The organism is Horticoccus luteus, assembly GCF_019464535.1.
Classification (GTDB): domain Bacteria; phylum Verrucomicrobiota; class Verrucomicrobiia; order Opitutales; family Opitutaceae; genus Horticoccus; species Horticoccus luteus.
In genome coordinates this window covers 1,896,707-1,913,619 of record NZ_CP080507.1, presented here as the reverse complement: position 1 = coordinate 1,913,619, position 16,913 = coordinate 1,896,707, and the positions used below count along the sequence as shown (strand labels likewise).

The window sequence follows — 16,913 nt, the reverse complement described above, 5'->3', positions numbered from 1 at the left end:
GCATTTGCGCACTTGCCAGCGTCCGGCCGCCGGGTTTGCTCCCCTCTCGTGGCGTCCCTTCGGCACATCTTTAACGAGATTCACTACGAGATGGTGCGTAAAATCGCGGAGGGCGGCATGGGCTTGGTTTACGAAGCGGTCCAACTCGGCGCCGGCAATTTCCGGAAGTCCGTCGCGATAAAGCTCATTCGCGAGGAGTTTTCTGCCATTGAGGAGTTCCAGCGCAACTTCATCGGGGAAGCGCGCCTCGTCGCCGACCTCATCCATACCAATATCGTTCAGACCTACCATTTGGGCCGTGTGGGCGGTCAATATTACATGGTGATGGAGTTTGTCCGCGGCGTGCACCTCGAACAATTCCTCGATCGGCATCGCCAACTCGCCCGCCCTGTCCCCATCGACATGGCCGCCTTCATCGTTTCGCGCATCGCCCGAGGTCTGGCCTATGCGCATCAGAAGCGCGACGCCGACGGACGGCTCCTCGGAATCGTGCACCGGGATATCAACCCGAAGAACGTGCTCATCGCTTGGGAAGGCGATGTGAAGCTCACCGACTTCGGCATCGCGAAGGCCTTGGACCTCATGTATAACGAGGAAGGCAAGGTCATCGCGGGCAAAGATGAATATCTTTCCCCCGAGCAAGCGAACTACGCAGTGACCGATGCCCGCGCCGATCTTTTTGCGCTCGGCATCGTGCTCAGTGAACTTCTGCTGGGCCGAAACATTTTCCGCGCGGTCGAGCGAGCCGACTCCCGTCGTAACATTCTCACGCTCGCCATCCCCCGTTTCCGCGCCTTGCGGAACGATATCGACGAGGCCCTCGAAGCCATTCTGCAAAAAGCGCTGCATCGCGATCGCGACCGCCGATACCAAACCGCCTTCGAAATTCTGAACGACTTGGAAGTCTACCTTTACAGCGACCGCTATGGTCCCACGAACGAAAAACTCGGCGTTTACCTCCGCGATGTTTTTCAACCCCGCCCGCCCGCCGCCCCTTCTACCACGCGCGCCACCCCACCCGTGCCAACCGCAGCGTGATGGCTTTCGTTTCACGGTTATGAGTGGGCCCGGATTCAGCCAGGATCTCCGTCAACGGCAGAGCCAGTCATTGGTTCTGGCGCCGCAATTGCGCCAATCGTTGAAGATCCTCCAAGTCGCCGCCTTAGACTTGCGCTCCGTCATCCAGGAAGAGCTGCAGGCGAATCCGACGCTCGAAGAGCTGCCGATGGAAGCGAGCTCCGTCGACGTCGCCTCGGACCACGACGACATTGCCGATGAATCCGGCGGCGCGAGCACCGCCGCAACGGGCGAGAGCGCAGACCATGCCGAGCCCGACAACGACGGCGGCGCGCGCGATGAGATGGATTTCTCGAAGGAGTTCGAGATCCTCGGCAAAATCGATCAGGACTGGCGCGACCACATGGCCAGCGCCGGCGGAGCTCAGCCCTACACCGCAGATGATGCGGAGCGCCGGCAGCACTTTTTCGATTCGCTCGTCAGCGAGACGTCACTGCAGGAACACCTCATCCGCCAGGCGGAACTTGCTGATCTCTCGGCGCCCGCGATGGAGGCGATGCGGCACCTGATCGGAAGCCTCGACGACCGCGGATTCCTCACCCAATCGCCATCGGACGTTGCCCTCCAAACGAACCTCCCGTTCGAGACGGTGCTCTCCGCCCTCGGCACGCTCAAGACGTTTGATCCGCCCGGCATCGGCAGCGAGACCTTGGCGGAGTGCCTGCTGGCCCAATTACAACTCAAGGGTCGCACCGATACGCTGGCCGCTCGGATGTTGCGCGATCATTTCGACCTCCTTTCGAGAAGGCGCATTCCCGAACTTGCGCGCAAACTCAACGCATCCACCGAGGACGTGCAGGCAGCGATTGAGGAAATCGGCCGCCTCGATCCCGCGCCTGGACGTCGTTTTGCAGAAGACATCAACCGCAGTGTCATGCCCGACGTTATTGTCGAACGCGACGGCGATGACTGGAAAATCCACCTCAACGACGACTACATTCCCCGCCTGCGCATTTCGGGCACTTACCGGGACCTCATCGCCAAAGGAACCCTCTCCAAGGACGAAAAAGAATACATCCGGGAGCGAATCCGGTCCGGCAAATTTCTGATCGACTCCATCGAGCAACGCCAACGCACCATCGAACGCATTACGCGCGAAATCATCATCGCGCAGCGTCCCTTCTTCGAACATGGCGTTTCGCATTTGCGGCCTCTGACGATGACTCAAATCGCGGACATCGTCGGCGTCCACGAGACGACCGTGAGTCGCGCCCTCGCCAACAAATATATCAAGACGCCGCACGGCGTCTTCGCGATGAAGTATTTCTTTACCACCGGTTATCAGGACGATTCCGGTGCGGCCGTCTCCAACACCTCGGTCAAGGAACTGATCGCCGATGTCATCGCGGCGGAAGATCGCGGTGCGCCGCTGAGCGATCAGGAACTCGTCGCCCGTTTGCAGGAAAAAGGCCTCACCATCGCCCGTCGCACCGTGGCGAAATATCGCGAAGAGCTCGGCATTCTCCCCAGCAATCTTCGCCGCAACTTCAAATAACCACCCGCGCAGGCGATGCGTTATGCGCTCTGTTCGTTGACCGCTGTTCCAAGCTGAAGCCACCGGTCGTGCACATCTCGCGCGATATCGGCGAAGGCCAAGCCAGAGGACGGCTTGAGCCAATAGTCCGAAGCGCCCAAGGCTTGGGCGCGCGCCCGGTCTTCGGGGCGCCCCGACGAGGAGAAAATGACGACCGGCAGTGTCGTCAGCCCCGCTTCGTGGCGAAGCCACTGGAGCACTTCAAAACCGGATTGAAGCGGGAGGTTTAAATCCAACAGGAGCACGGCCGGCAACGGATGTTGCCTGCGGTCGCTGAAGGGTCCCTCGCCCGCGAGATATGCGATCGCCTGGCTGCCATCCCCAACCGCCCGCAAGTCGACGTTGAGTGCGAGCCGTTGGAAGGCGAAACGCATGAACAAGACGTCGTCGGCCTCATCTTCCACGTAAAGAATCGTCCGCGCATTCATCAGGATTCGACGGCGGCTTTCAGTTCCACCCAGAAGCGGCTTCCCTGGCCCGGCGCCGATTCCACGCCCACTCGGCCGCCCATCCGCTCGGCCGCCTTGCGCACCAAGGCGAGCCCGATGCCCGTGCCTTCGAACTCCCGGCTGGCACGTTGAAACATCATAAATATTCGCGCATGCATTTCCTGGGGAATGCCGATGCCATTGTCTTCAAACCAGAGGCGCACCCGGCCCCCACTCTGCTCGGCGCTGACCTTTACTTTCGGCGCTCTTCCCCTCGGCACAAACTTGATCGCGTTGCCCAAGAGATTTGAGAAGCACTGCGTTAACGCCGCTTCGTTTCCCCACACCGCGGGAAGAGCCTCATCGAGTTCAATCTGCGCCTGCGGAGATTGGAAGATCGGATACGACTCGATCATTCCCCGGAGCAGCGACGCGGGCTCCACCGGCCCGAGCATGAGCTCCTCGCGCACCGTTTTGCTGTAAACCAACGCATCCGTGATTAGCCGGTCCATGCGAGTCGCCGCCACCGTTCCCGGCGCGCCGGTTCGATTCCACCGAGATCGCCCCCGTCATAACGCCCCGCAGCGGCGGCGATGATCGCATCACTACGACAATCGATGCCCACCAACTCGCTTCGCTGCAGCAACCCCGCTTCTTCAAGCAGCATCGCCATCGAGTAAAGCTCCTGCCCGTGAGACACGCCAAACCCGGCCACGCGAATCGGTTCTCTCTCCGCCGCCAGCTGCGGTAAAACAATGTCGCGGAGGGCCTCAAACACCGCCGGTTCACGAAAAAATTCCGTCACGCCGATCAAAATCGCCGTCAACGTAGCGGGCACCAAATCGGGTCGACGCTGGAGCAACGCTTGGGCCGCGCCTTCTGTCGGCACCCGCAGCAACCTCAGGCACGCCGGCAGACGCCGGTTGAGTGCACCTCCACGAAAAACTGCGGGATTCACACCGCCGCGATCCAAGATCCACGCCAATACCGGATTTAAAGGGGCGGCAGCTCCCTCCTTTTGACGCCTCAACGTCGATGCGGCGTTCACTTCCGCAACTCGCACCGGAAATATCAGCCGCTCACGCGAACGCCGGTGCCCGACCGGTTCGGCTGCGAGGAAGGAGATATGGCGAAGATCGGTCACGAGTGAAACGCCGGAAGATCCGTGGATCGACTAGAATACGCGCGGAACACGCGTAAAGAGATTTTGTTTGCCTGCCATTGACTGGATCTCCTTCGAATTACGCTCTCATTTCCGCCCCGTCGGCGAAGGTGGTGGCAAGACCCGGAATCGAACCGGGGACACAAGGATTTTCAGTCCTCTGCTCTACCAACTGAGCTATCTTGCCATCGCCTGATACCGCGGGTTTTGACCCGCGGAGTGCTGGACGTTGAAGAGTCTTTTCCGACCGTCAAGCCCTCTGTTTTCCGAACACGAAAAACGGCTAACGCGTGCTCGCTGTTGCGCGATTCCACGCGATTCGCACTGGCGTGTTCGTGTGGTGCGAAGCGCAAAGACCGCACGAAACCACGCAGGTATCCGCGCTCTACTGCATCCCGGATTCGGGAAATGTGCATCCCGGCGGCGAGCGAATCATCCCGTCTCCAAGCGCGCGCATAATTTATTAACCAACCGCCTACCAATGGTTAAGGTCTCTTGCGGCCACTTGGCACGGCGACTGCGATAACACGTGAACATCAATCATGAAAACCAGCGCCAAACACATTGCTCTCAATCTCGCCATCAGCACGGCTGCGATCGTCATCGCTTCGGCCGCGACTGCTCATCCGCTCGCGGCCATTAGCTGCTTCGTGGCCGCCGCGCTCCTTGCCATGTTGGCGCGCGACTATCGGAAGATCGCACCGCTTCCGCTCGCTCCAGCGAATCCGTCTGCCAGCGTCCGACCCGCCTACGCTGCCCATCGCCTCGCTGCCTGAGTCCACCGCTTGACTCTCCCTGACCTCCCATCGCTAACTCTCGTATGGTCGCCACGGATAACTCCGCGCCCCGCATTCTCATTGCTGACGATCAGACCGACGTGCTCGAAGCACTTCGGCTCCTGTTGAAATCGGAGGGCTACCAACTCGAAACGGTAAAATCGCCGGCGGCGGTGATCAAGGCCGTCGAGTCGCGCGACTTTGCGCTCGCCCTCGTCGACCTCAATTACACGCGCGACACCACGAGCGGCCAGGAAGGTCTCGATCTGATTTCCAAACTGCAGTCGGCGGATGCCGCGCTCCCGGTCGTCGTCATGACCGCTTGGGCCAGCGTGGACCTCGCGGTGGAAGCGATGCGGCGCGGGGCCAAAGATTTCATCACCAAGCCTTGGGACAACGCCCGCCTGCTCGCGATCGTCAAAAACCAAATCGAATTGGGCAGCGCCGTCCGCGCTTACAAGCGACTGGAACAGGAAAACCAGCTTCTTCGTGGAAAAAGCGGCCCGAATCTCATCGCGCAATCGGCGGCCATGCGGCCCGTGCTCGATATGATCGCCCGCGTCGGTCCGTCCGATGCCAACGTTCTCATCACGGGTGAAAACGGCACCGGTAAAGGCCTCGTCGCGCAGGCGCTGCATGCGGTCTCTGTTCGCGCCGCCCGGCCGTTTATTTCCGTCAACATGGGCGGTCTCCCGGAAGGCGTTTTCGAGAGCGAACTCTTCGGCCACATCCGCGGCGCGTTCACCGACGCCAAAAACGATCGCGCCGGGCGCTTCGAACTGGCGGACGGCGGCACGCTGTTCATGGACGAAATCGGCAACATCCCGCTTAGCCAGCAGGCGAAAATTCTCCGCACGATCGAGACCGGGGAATTCGAACGCGTCGGATCCTCCAAGACCTATCGCGCCAACGTTCGCCTTGTCTCCGCCACCAATTCCGACCTCCCCGCCGAAGTCGCCAGCGGTAAATTCCGCCAGGATCTGCTCTTCCGCCTCAACACCATTCATCTTCATCTCCCGCCCCTGCGGGAACGGCGCGAAGACATCGAGTTGCTCGCGCAACATTTCTTGAAAGCCCACGTCGAACGCTACCGCAAAGGCATCACGGGCTTCGACCCGAGCGCCATCGAAGCGATGCGCAATTATGGCTGGCCGGGAAATGTTCGCGAACTCGACCACGCCGTCGAACGCGCCGTCTTGATGGCGCAGAGCAAGGTCGTCCGCGCTCCTGATCTTGGCCTGCAAGCCGGCCACGCCGCACCACGCCTCGACGACATGAGCCTCGAAGAGGTCGAAGCGTTTCTCATCAAAAAAACGCTCGCGCGTTGCGACGGCAACGCCCGCCGCGCTGCCGAGGAACTGGGGCTGAGCCGCAGCGCGTTTTATCGCCGGCTGGAAAAATACGGCCTGTAAGTTCGCGCGCTCGCCCGCCTGAACGCCCCGTCCGGCCATGGCCAAATCCTACCGGCGTTTTTCGCACGACGAATCGGTCTTTGCCACCGCCTTGCTCGCCGGCCTCCCCGGCGTCGTGGTCTCGCTCGCCCTGTTGTGGACGGGTGATTTCACGCCCAAGGTGCAATGGACGCTCACCCTCATCGTCGCTGGTTCGTGGCTGGGCTTCGCCGGTGCCGTCAAGAGCCGCGTCGTGCGGCCGTTGCAAACCATGGCCAATCTCCTCTCCGCGTTGCGCGAAGGCGATTTCTCCGTGCGTGCGCGCGGTGCCCGGCGCGACGAACCGCTCGGCGACGTGATGACGGAGATCAATACCCTCAGCCGCACCTTGCAGGAGCAACGCCTCGGCGCGTTGGAGGCGACCGCTCTTCTGCGCACGGTGATGGAAGAAATCGATGTCGCGATTTTCGCCTTCGATCAGGACGGCGCGCTCCGGCTCGCCAACCATTCCGCGCAAATCCTGCTCGATAAGCCCGCTGAACGCATTCTCGGTCGCAACGCCCGCGAACTTGGCCTCGAAGAGTGGTTGAATGGCGATCCGGCACGCGTCCTGAGCACCAGCTTTCCGGGCCATCCGGGTCGCTGGGGAATGCGACGCAGCCTCTTCCGTGAAGGCGGGCGTCCCCATCACCTCATCGTCATCGCCGACCTGAGCCGCGCGCTGCGCGAGGAGGAAACGAAAGCCTGGCAACGCCTCGTCCGCGTGCTCGGCCACGAGTTAAACAATTCCCTCGCCCCGATCAAATCCATCGCCGGCAGCCTCGGCGCGATTCTCAAACACGCGCAACGCCCCGCCGATTGGGAAACGGATATGCGCGCGGGCCTGGAGATCATCGAAACACGCGCGGATGGTTTGAGCCGCTTCATGCAGGCCTACGCACGGCTCGCCAAACTTCCTCAACCCAACCTCGCGCCCTGTTCGCTCCTGGCTCTCGTGCACCGCGTCGTTGCCCTCGAACTACGCCATCCCGTGCACGTGGTGGGCGGCCCCGCGATTCAGGTCGCGTGCGACGCTGCCCAAATCGAACAAGTGCTCATCAACTTGATCAAAAACGCCGTCGACGCCGTCAGCGAAACCGGTGGCGGCGTGCGCATCGCGTGGACGAAACAATCTCACCGCGTCGAACTCACCGTCGAGGATGACGGCCCCGGCGTGGCCAACGCATCGAATCTGTTCGTTCCGTTTTTCACGACCAAACCCAGCGGCTCCGGCATCGGTCTCGTGCTTTGCCGCCAGATCGCCGAAAACCACGGCGGCACCCTCACGCTGGCGAACCGCTCCGATGCCCCCGGTTCGGTCGCCACCCTGCGACTTCCGGCCTAGCCCGTTGCGCGGCAAGCGTCAGAGCAGGATGAAGCACGCGCCCAGAATCGCGGTCGGCGCCACGGCGCCGGCGAGCAACCCCAGCGGCGAAATACCTTCCGGGAAATAACGCTGCAGAATATTTTGCCCCGCGGGATTCGGCGCGTTGGCGATCACCGTCAAGCCCCCGCCCGTCACCGCGCCCGCCACGACCGCGTATTTCAACGCATCCGTGAAGTCGGGGACCAACGTCGCCAGATAAGTGATCGCCGCGTTGTCGTTAAACGCCGTCAAAACCGTCGCGCCGATGAAAAGCGGCAACTCCGCCAAGCTGCTCAACACCGGCGAAATCCACCAACCCTGCAACCCTCCGTGCACGACCAGTCCGGCGAGAAAGAAACCGACCAACAGCGGCGCTCGCAAATCGAGACGGTTCTGGTGGTGCGCCGTCGCCTGCCCGAACGCGAGGAAGAAGAGAAACGCCGCCACAAACAGCGCCGGATAGTGCGCGACCGACACCGCCAGCGCCATGAAGCCGAGTTGCACGACCGTGATCCAGCCGGGGATGCGCACTTCGGCCGTGGCTGCCGCCGCCTTCGCTTCCGCCTCCGCTCGCCGTTGCTCCAAGACCGCCAATTCCCGACGGAAAATGAAGTAATACAGCAGTGTCGCGGCGACGATTCCGGTCAGCGCTTTCCAGCCAAAATGCAGAAACATAAACGGCATATCCCAGCCCCACGGTCCGGCGACCATCAGCACCGGCGGCGCCGCGAAATGCGTCATTGTCCCACCGACGGAGACGTTGACGAAGAGCAATCCCAGAGTCGCGTAGCAAAAACGCCGCGAGGGTTGCAGCGCGTAAAACCGCTGCGCGAGCAGCAGCGCGCCGATTGTCATCGCCGCCGGCTCCGTGATAAACGACCCCAAAACGGGCGCGATGATCAGGATCGTCAGCCACCACGCACCGGTCGTTCGCTTCCCCAGATTCGCCACCGCCTGCAGGCATTTCTCCGCGCAACGCAGCACCGGTCGCGTGGAAGCCATCGCCATGATCACGACGACAAACATCGCCTCGGTGAAATTCACCTTATGCCCCACGTAGTCGACCGCCGTAGTCCAACCCTTCATCGATCCAATCGCGACCATCAGCACGATGCCCCAGATGCCAAACACGGCCTCGACCTCGCCAAGAAAATGAAGCACTTGCCCCCAGAAACTGACTTCGATCGGCCGCCCGTCCTCGTCGAGCGACGCTTTGGTGGCAGGTGCGGCATGAATGATCCGATGGGCATGCCTCTCTTCAACCACGTGGGCCCAATGGCGAAAGCGACCCGCTAAAAACGTGTGGACGATTGCCAGCAGAAAGATGAGCGCCGCGACCGCATTGAACGGTTCAGCGTGCACCCGCGCGACCAGCACCTGCCACAGGTTCCCCGCCGGATCCATGTAGCTGTCGAGAGGCCGGGGAAACGCACCCGCCGTCGCTTCCGCCGCGTTCGCGCTCACGGAGACCAGCAACGCACCAGCGAGACCCAGGACGCGAGACGTTGGCGGGGAGAACATCGCGTCACGCAAAAGCGCGATGGAAGCGCTGGCAAGCGCATCAGCCCTCTCGCGCGGCAGAATTATTTCCCGCCAAATTTTTCGGCCAACAGCGGCACGAGTGCATCCAACGACGTGATCCACGCGCCGGCTTCTTTTTTAACCCGCGCTCTTTGGACATAACGTCCGAAGCCGACGAACAAGTCGCATACCGGTTTAGCTTCGAGGTCGCTCACCCCATCGCCCACCATCACCGCGCGGCGGGGCGCCAATTCCGCGCAAAGCCGAGTCATGATCTCCGCCTTGCCGCCGGACCGGGCCGTCGGAAAGGTGCGATCAAAATCGCGATACTCCCCGCGCTCATCAAAAAACAGATCGACGGCTTCGACGCGGGCCACACCGAGCGCGCCCGCCAGTGGCGCGATTGCCTGGCGAAAACCGCCGCTGACGATAACCGACGTCCACCCGCGCGCAGCCAGCGCGGAGATCGTGGCGATGGCCGTGGGCTCGATCGTGGCGATATATTGCTGGCCAACGGCCGCCACGTCATCGCGCCGCGGCCGGATAATTTCGAGGCGCCGCCCGAACACCGCCTCCACCGCGAGCCGCCCCTCCATGGCATCGTTCGTCATCGCCTCGACCGCCGCCAGCACCTCAGGCCCGCGCTTCCGCCCGAGTTCATCGACGCCCTCGATGGCGCTCAACGTGCTGTCACAATCGAAAACAATGAGAGAATGAGGCATGGTCGCGAGCAGTTTGACTCCGCGCGCCACGCGTGACGCAAGGCGACAATCAACCGCCAAGGATCGTCCGACTCCCGCTCAGACGTTCGCCTGAGCGTAGGCAGCGGCGTCCATCAATGAGTTCGCCTGCGCTGCGTCGACGGGCTTGAGTTTCAGGATCCATCCCGCGCCATAGGGCTCGGTGTTCAGTGTCTCGGGTGCACTGTTCAGGGTTTCGTTCACCGCCAGCACCGTGCCGCTGATGGGCAAATAAACATCGCTCGCCGCTTTGACGCTTTCGACCACCCCGAACGCCTCGCCCGCGTTGAGCGTAGCGCCGACCTTGGGGAGTTGCACATACGTGATATCGCCGAGCGAGTTTTGTGCGTAATCAGTGATGCCGATCACTGCCGTGCCGTCACTTTCGAGACGCACCCATTCGTGCGATTTGGCGTAGCGGAGATCGGAAGGCGTGTTGCTCATGGTGCGAAAGGTTACGGGTTAGGCGTCTCAAACTTAAGGAGCTGATGCAAGTCGCGGCCTCAGGTCTTCTTCAACGGCACGAACGGCGGCTTGACCAATGTCAGCTGCACAGCGCTGCCCCGGATGTCGGCGTGCAACGGCTGCGCAACGGCGGACGCCGAAATCAGAGCAGAGCCGATCGCTTCATTGAGGATCGGAGAAAGCGTGCCGGACAATACGCGGCCCACCGCTTCGCCAGCGGAAAATACCGGTGAGTCCGCCCGCACGATCCGTCGATCGCCGGTCTTGAAATAGACCACCTTTTGCTTCGAACCGGACTGCTTTTCCTCCGCGAGGGCCGCCTTGCCGTTGAAGTCGTCCGCCTTGTTCAACTTCACGGTCCACCCCAGCCCCGCGGTCAAAGGCGAGAGTTCGGTGTTCAACTCGTGCCCATAGAGCGGATAGCCCGCTTCCAACCGGAGACTGTCGCGGGCGCCGAGTCCTGCGAGTTCCAGACCGTGAGGCGCACCTGCGGTCAACAAGGCCTCGGCGAGCGCCACGGCATCGCCGGCCGCATGATACAATTCAAAACCGTCCTCCCCGGTATAACCTGTGCGGCTGAGCAAACAATGCACGCCCGCGACCGTGCCCTCGCCAAAATGGTAGTATTTGATCAGATTCAGCTTCGCGCTCGTAAGCGATTGCACGATGGCCGCGGCTTGCGGTCCTTGCACCGCGAGAAGCGCGTAGTCGGGCGAACGGTCCGTCAACGTCACTTCGAAATCCCTCGCCAGCGCCCGCATCCACGCGAGGTCCTTGTCGATGTTGCCCGCGTTGATGCAGAGAAAATAGTCGTTTGGCGCCCGCAGATAGACGAGCAGGTCATCGACCGTGCCGCCCGTCGGGTAACACATAGGCGAGTAAAGCACCCGGCCGGGGAACAGACTCGCGACATCGTTCGTCACGAGACGTTGGAGAAACTTGAGCGCCTCCGGACCCCGCACGTCCACCTCGCCCATATGGCTCACATCGAACAAGCCCGCGGTGCGGCGCACGGCTTTGTGCTCGTCGAGAATGGAGCGGTATTGCACCGGCATTTCCCAACCCGCGAAATCCACGAGGCGGGCGCCATGCGCCGCGTGAAAATCTCGCAGCGGCGTGCGTTTCAAATCAGCCATGCGCGCAGCCTGTCTGGCGAAACTCGCGACCGGCAAGGCTGATTTCCGGAGGCGCGGACGGCGTTTGTGCTTTGCCTCATCGCGCGCCTCGTGTCGAATCGGCCGCCATGATGTTCGCTTACTGGGTGCACCACTGGGATCCGTTCGTCGTGCGATTCACCGGCAATTTCGGCATCCGTTACTACGGTCTCGCCTACCTCCTCGGATTTCTCGCCGCGGCGTGGTTGCTGGTGCGCTATGCAAAAGCGGGACGCTCCGCCGTGCCGGCAGCCAAAGTCGGGGATTTCATGGTCGCGCTGGTCATCGGCGTGCTTGTCGGTGGTCGGCTGGGCTACTTTCTTCTCTACCAGTCGGGCGACTTGTTCACGCACCCGCTGGCGCTCTTCCGCGTGTGGGAAGGCGGCATGGCCAGTCATGGCGGATTCATCGGCGTGGCGCTGGCGCTCGTCTGGTATGCGCGGCGCGAACGCGTTTCCTTTTTTCATCTCGCGGATCTCGTCGTCTCCGCCGCGCCGCTCGGCCTCTTCTTCGGCCGCATCGCCAACTTCATCAACGGCGAGCTGTGGGGGAAGATTTCTTACGTGAGCTGGGCAGTGATCTTCCCGGAGAGCGCCGCTCCGGGCACTCCGCTCAATCTCATTCCTCCGCGCCACCCCTCGCAGCTTTACGAAGCACTGCTCGAAGGCGTGCTGCTATTCGTGTTGGTGCAACTACGGTTCTGGCGCAGCAAAATCACCCAGCTCACACCCGGGCGCCTCTGCGGGGAATTTCTTATCGCCTACGCGGTGGTGCGCGCCATCGGCGAGATTTTCCGCGAGCCCGATGTCGGTGTGAGCCTCGTCTTCGGCCTGAGCCGCGGGACGTTTTACTCGATTTTCCTGGTGGTCGGCGGCGTGGCGATGATCGCGTATTCGCTCCGCCACCGTCGGCCACAGGCAAAATGAGCCGGCCGGTAATTTTTACGCCCGCGGTTCGTCTCTCCGTCTTCACCTCATTTTCGCGCTGTCTTCGCTCATGATTTCTCGTCTGTCTCTCGTTCGCTGGTCGCTATGTGGCGCCGCCCTTCTGGTGGCCGGTTGCGGCCGGAAGCCCGATCAAAAACGCGGCGGTGATGCAGCTCCGGTCATCGTCGCGCACGCGGAGCGAAAAGCCGTGCCTCTGGCCTTGCCCGCGATCGGCGCGGTGGAGCCTATCCGCACTGTCAGCGTGCGCTCCCAAGCGAACGGCACGCTCCTGAAAATCCATTTCCAGGAAGGCGACGACGTTAAGGCGGGCGAACTGCTCTTCGAACTCGATTCGCGACCGTTTGAAAACAGTCTGCGGTCTGCGGAAGCCGATTTGGAAAAGACGCGCGTGCAACTGAGCAACGCGGAGGCGCAGGTGAAGCGCTACAGCGAACTCAAGGCCGGTGCGATGATCACGAAAGAGCAACTCGAGACCATTCGCGACAATGCGCGTGCCTTGCGCGCCGGCGTGCTTTCCAGCGAAGCCGCCGTGGCCAACGCTCGCCTGCTGATCGAATATTGCTCCATCCGTGCGCCCATCGCCGGGCGCACCGGCAGCCTTGGCGCGCACGAAGGCGATCTCGTGCGTGCCGGCGACACCGGAGTGCCGCTCGTGGTCATCAATCAACTGAGCCCGATCTACGTTACATTTACCGTGCCGCAGCAGAATCTGGCTCTGATCCGCCGTTACCGTCGCGAAGGTCCACTCCACGTTGAAGCCGCCCCCGCCGGCTCGACGGATACGGATATCGAGGGCGAATTGACGTTCATCGATAACACGATCGACGCCACCACGGGCACGCTCCGTCTCAAGGCCACTTTCGACAACCCTGATCATCGCTTGTGGCCCGGCCAGTTCGTCAAGGTGCGCATCACTCTCGCCACTCCGAGCGTGGTCGTCGTGCCGTCGACCGCCGTGCAACGCAGCCAGGATGGCGCTTACGCTTTCGTCGTGAAAAGCGACCACACGGCGGAGGAGCGCCCGGTCGAAGTCGAGCGCACCGTCGACGGCGAATCCGTCATCGCTCGCGGCCTCGCGCCCGGCGAAATCGTCATCACCGACGGGCAATTGCGCGTTCTGCCGGGCCGAAAGGTGCAAATCACCTCAGGCCGGCCCGCAGCAGAAACGCCGGTCACCCCGACTGCATCCTCCGCCGCGGAACACGCGAAACCATGAGCGTGCCCGAGTTTTTCATTCGGCGGCCGGTCATGACGACCCTTGTGACCGCCGCGATCACGATTTTCGGTTTTCTCGCGTATCGGATTCTGCCGGTCAGCGACCTCCCCAACGTCGACTTTCCCACGATCACCGTTTCAGCCAGCCTTCCCGGCGCGAGTCCGGAAACGATGGCGTCCTCGGTCGCCACGCCACTCGAGCAGCAATTCGCCACGATTGCGGGCATCGACTCGATGAGCTCGTCCAGCTCGCTGGGGAGCACCCAGATCACGCTGCAATTCAGCCTCGATCGTTCAATCGATGCCGCCGCCCAGGACGTCCAGTCGGCCATCTCCGCCGTGCAGCGGCGGCTGCCGCAGGACATGCCGGCACCACCGTCATTTCGCAAAGTCAACCCGGCCGACGACGCCGTCCTGCTCATTTCCCTCAGCTCGGACACGCTGCCTCTTTCCGAAGTGAGTGAATATGGCGAAACGCTGCTCGGGCAGCGCATCTCCACGATCACCGGCGTCGCGCAGGTGCAGGTTTACGGTTCGCAAAAATACGCCGTGCGCGTGCGCCTCGATCCCTACGCCCTCGCCTCGCGCGGCATCGGCATCAACGAGGTGCGCACCGCCCTCTCCGCGGGCAACGTCAATCTGCCGACCGGCACGATCGACGGGCGCAAGCAAGCAGTCACCCTGCAATCCAACGGCCAACTACAGGATGCGGCGGCCTTTCGCCCGCTTATCGTCACCTACCGCAACGGCGCGCCGGTGCGTCTCGAAGATGTCGGCACCGTCGTGGACAGCGTGCAAAACGACCGGGTCGCTGGATGGTTTAATCAAAAGCGGTCCGTCATACTCGGGGTCCAGCGCCAGCCGGGCACCAACACGATCGATGTGGTGGACCGCGTGAAAGCGATCCTCCCCGAGTTCGAGGCCCTGCTCCCTGCGTCGGTGAAACTCGACGTCCTCATCGACCGCTCCACCGCCATCCGCGAGTCCGTTGCCGATGTCCGGTTCACCCTGATCCTCGCCATCGCCCTCGTGGTGCTGGTGATCTTCCTTTTCCTCCGCTCCCTCTCCGCGACGCTGATCCCGAGCATCGCCATGCCGATCGCGATTCTGGGCACGTTCGGCGTCATGTATTTTTGCGGTTTCAGCTTGGACAACCTGTCGCTGCTCGCGCTGACGCTCTCCGTGGGGTTCGTCGTGGATGATGCGATCGTGATGCTTGAAAACATCATCCGCCACATCGAGCACGGTGAACCGGTGCGCGAAGCGGCCCTGCGCGGCTCTCGCGAGATCGGGTTCACCATCATTTCGATGACCGTTTCTCTCGTGGCGGTCTTTATCCCCGTGCTCTTCATGAGTGGCGTGCTCGGGCGTCTGCTTCACGAATTTGCCGTGACGATCAGCGTGGCGATTCTTGTCTCCGGCTTCGTCTCACTGACGCTGACACCGATGCTCTGCAGCCGTTTTCTGAAGGCTTTTAAACCGCAGCAACAGCACGGCCGGTTTTACCAGACGACCGAACGAATTTTCCAGGGCGGCTTGGGCCTTTACGCACGCACGCTGAAAATTTGTCTGCGTCACCGCGTGGTCACCATGCTCGTCGCCGGCGCCCTCATCGTTCTTACGGTAGTCCTGATCGTGATGATTCCAAAAGGCTTCATCCCCACGGACGACACCGGCCGCATTTCTGGCACGATCGAAGTCTCGGAAGACACTTCGTTCGAAGCAGTCGTGGAATATCAGCGGACGGTTGCCGCAATTATCGCGCGCAACCCCAATGTGGAGGCGTTCTCGGCCTTCGTGAGCAGCGGAAACTCCGCTCGTTTCAATCTGCACTTGGTTGATCGCCGACACCGGCCCGCGGCCGATGTGGTCGTGCAGCAGTTGCGGCGTGCCGTGGCCGGCGTGCCGGGCGTGCGCGCGTTCTTTCAAGTGCCGCCCACGATTCGCATCGGTGGCCGGCGTTCCTCCTCGCTTTACCAATACACGCTCTACGGCACCGACCTCAAAGAGCTCTATCGCGTGGCCCCGGCGTTTCTCGAAAAGGTGCGCCATATCCCCGGTGTGACCGACGTAACGTCCGACCTCCTGATCGCCAGCCCGCAAGTCGTGATCGATATCGATCGCGACAAAGCCTCGGTGCTCGGCCTCACCGCGCAACAAATCGAAGACAGCGTTTACAGCGCATTCGGCTCGCGGCAGGTCTCCACCATCTACACGCCGACGGACCAGTTTTACGTCATCATGGAGCTCGACCCGAAGTTCCAGCAGGACCCCAACGCCCTTTCATCGCTCTTCCTGCGCAACACCGACGGCAAGTTGGTGCCGCTCGAAGCGGTCGCGCATTTCCGGCCGTCCGTCGGTCCTCTCGCCGTCACGCACCTCGGACAACTTCCATCCGTGACGATTACTTTCGATCTGGTGCCGGGCGAATCGCTGAGCGCCGTCACCACCGCCATTGAAAATCTCGCGCACACGTCGTTGCCGGCCACGATCAATTCCGCGTTTCAAGGCACTGCCGCTGCCTTCACGAGCTCTCTGCAAGGCCTCGGCCTGCTGCTGCTCGCGGCCATTCTGGTGATCTACATCGTGCTCGGCATCCTCTACGAAGATTTCATTCATCCGATCACGATTTTGTCCGGCCTGCCGGCGGCGAGTTTTGGCGCGCTCGTCACCCTGATCGCGTTTCGCCAGGAGCTCAACATCTACGGCTACGTCGGACTCATCATGCTGATCGGCATCGTCAAAAAGAACGCCATCATGATGGTCGACTTCGCGTTGGAAGCCCGCCGCGATCCTCACCGCACCGCGGAAGACGCCATCTCCGAAGCGTGCATCGTCCGTTTTCGCCCGATCATGATGACCACCCTGGCCGCCATCGCCGGCACGTTGCCCATCGCTTTGGGTTGGGGCGCCGGAGCCGAATCCCGCCGTTCGCTGGGACTCGCGGTGGTCGGCGGCCTCGTCGTGTCGCAACTCCTCACGCTCTACATCACGCCTGTCTTTTACATCTACATGGAACGGCTCACGCACTGGCTGAAACATCCGCGCAAAGCGATTCCCGCGCTGGAACCGCATCGCGGTTGAGAGGCCTCCCGGCG

15 protein-coding genes and 1 tRNA gene are annotated in these 16,913 nt (G+C 62.0%); 8 read left to right on the top strand and 8 right to left on the bottom strand.

The annotated features are described in order from the left end of the window. Nucleotides 1-48: 48 nt before the first annotated feature. Nucleotides 49-1,038 (top strand): serine/threonine-protein kinase, encoded by a 990-nt coding sequence (locus K0B96_RS07975; protein WP_220165851.1) that lies wholly within the window; start codon nt 49-51, stop codon nt 1,036-1,038. Nucleotides 1,039-1,057: 19 nt separating this feature from the next. Next, nucleotides 1,058-2,572, top strand: a complete 1,515-nt coding sequence (gene rpoN / locus K0B96_RS07970; RefSeq protein WP_220165848.1) for an RNA polymerase factor sigma-54 — start codon at nt 1,058-1,060, stop codon at nt 2,570-2,572. 20 nt (nt 2,573-2,592) lie between these two features. Here rpoN and K0B96_RS07965 read toward each other — a convergent pair whose 3' ends face one another. The 4 genes from K0B96_RS07965 to K0B96_RS07950 form a co-directional block, all read right to left on the bottom strand. Continuing rightward, nucleotides 2,593-3,039 (bottom strand): response regulator, encoded by a 447-nt coding sequence (locus tag K0B96_RS07965; protein WP_220165846.1) that lies wholly within the window; start codon nt 3,037-3,039, stop codon nt 2,593-2,595. Next, on the bottom strand, nt 3,039-3,551 hold the full coding sequence (locus K0B96_RS07960; RefSeq protein ID WP_220165845.1) for a sensor histidine kinase: 513 nt from the start codon (nt 3,549-3,551) through the stop codon (nt 3,039-3,041). Before K0B96_RS07960 ends, K0B96_RS07965 begins: the two co-directional genes overlap by 1 nt. After that, nucleotides 3,539-3,997 carry a CheR family methyltransferase gene (locus K0B96_RS07955; RefSeq protein WP_220165843.1) on the bottom strand — a complete coding sequence of 153 codons (459 nt, stop codon included), beginning with the start codon at nt 3,995-3,997 and terminating at the stop codon, nt 3,539-3,541. Before K0B96_RS07955 ends, K0B96_RS07960 begins: the two co-directional genes overlap by 13 nt. A 315-nt stretch (nt 3,998-4,312) precedes the next feature. After that, a tRNA-Phe gene (locus tag K0B96_RS07950) sits at nt 4,313-4,388 on the bottom strand. 355 nt (nt 4,389-4,743) lie between these two features. Here K0B96_RS07950 and K0B96_RS07945 point away from each other — a divergent pair. Genes K0B96_RS07945 through K0B96_RS07935 form a run of 3 tightly spaced genes read left to right on the top strand, consistent with a single transcriptional unit; the run spans nt 4,744 to nt 7,752 of the window. Beyond that, nucleotides 4,744-4,977, top strand: coding sequence for a hypothetical protein (locus K0B96_RS07945; RefSeq protein WP_220165841.1), 234 nt, complete (start codon nt 4,744-4,746; stop codon nt 4,975-4,977). 44 nt (nt 4,978-5,021) lie between these two features. Next, nucleotides 5,022-6,389 carry a sigma-54-dependent transcriptional regulator gene (locus K0B96_RS07940; protein ID WP_220165839.1) on the top strand — a complete coding sequence of 456 codons (1,368 nt, stop codon included), beginning with the start codon at nt 5,022-5,024 and terminating at the stop codon, nt 6,387-6,389. Nucleotides 6,390-6,426: 37 nt separating this feature from the next. Continuing rightward, nucleotides 6,427-7,752 carry a sensor histidine kinase gene (locus tag K0B96_RS07935; protein ID WP_220165837.1) on the top strand — a complete coding sequence of 442 codons (1,326 nt, stop codon included), beginning with the start codon at nt 6,427-6,429 and terminating at the stop codon, nt 7,750-7,752. Between the two features lie 18 nt (nt 7,753-7,770). Here the strand turns inward: K0B96_RS07935 and K0B96_RS07930 are convergent, their stop codons facing one another. From K0B96_RS07930 to gcvT, 4 genes are all read right to left on the bottom strand, one after another. Then, on the bottom strand, nt 7,771-9,294 hold the full coding sequence (locus tag K0B96_RS07930) for a putative Na+/H+ antiporter (RefSeq protein WP_220165835.1): 1,524 nt from the start codon (nt 9,292-9,294) through the stop codon (nt 7,771-7,773). A gap of 62 nt (nt 9,295-9,356) precedes the next feature. Further along, on the bottom strand, nt 9,357-10,016 hold the full coding sequence (locus K0B96_RS07925; protein ID WP_220165834.1) for an HAD-IB family phosphatase: 660 nt from the start codon (nt 10,014-10,016) through the stop codon (nt 9,357-9,359). A 78-nt stretch (nt 10,017-10,094) separates the two neighbouring features. Further along, entirely contained in the window at nt 10,095-10,478 is a 384-nt protein-coding gene (gene gcvH / locus K0B96_RS07920) for a glycine cleavage system protein GcvH (protein ID WP_220165832.1), read from the bottom strand. Between the two features lie 59 nt (nt 10,479-10,537). Further along, nucleotides 10,538-11,635: a glycine cleavage system aminomethyltransferase GcvT gene (gene gcvT, locus K0B96_RS07915; protein WP_220165830.1), complete on the bottom strand. Its 1,098-nt coding sequence runs from the start codon at nt 11,633-11,635 to the stop codon at nt 10,538-10,540. Between the two features lie 107 nt (nt 11,636-11,742). On the opposite strand from gcvT, the gene lgt reads away from it, so the two are divergent. The 3 genes from lgt (at nt 11,743) to K0B96_RS07900 (ending at nt 16,899) form a co-directional block, all read left to right on the top strand. Then, the gene (gene lgt / locus K0B96_RS07910) at nt 11,743-12,579 is read left to right on the top strand and encodes a prolipoprotein diacylglyceryl transferase (RefSeq protein WP_220165828.1); all 837 of its coding nucleotides are present in this window, start codon (nt 11,743-11,745) and stop codon (nt 12,577-12,579) included. A 70-nt stretch (nt 12,580-12,649) separates the two neighbouring features. After that, nucleotides 12,650-13,816, top strand: a complete 1,167-nt coding sequence (locus K0B96_RS07905) for an efflux RND transporter periplasmic adaptor subunit (RefSeq protein WP_220165826.1) — start codon at nt 12,650-12,652, stop codon at nt 13,814-13,816. After that, complete coding sequence (locus K0B96_RS07900; RefSeq protein ID WP_220165824.1) at nt 13,813-16,899, top strand: efflux RND transporter permease subunit; 3,087 nt, start codon at nt 13,813-13,815, stop codon at nt 16,897-16,899. The genes K0B96_RS07905 and K0B96_RS07900 overlap by 4 nt, the downstream gene beginning before the upstream one ends. Nucleotides 16,900-16,913 lie beyond the last annotated feature (14 nt).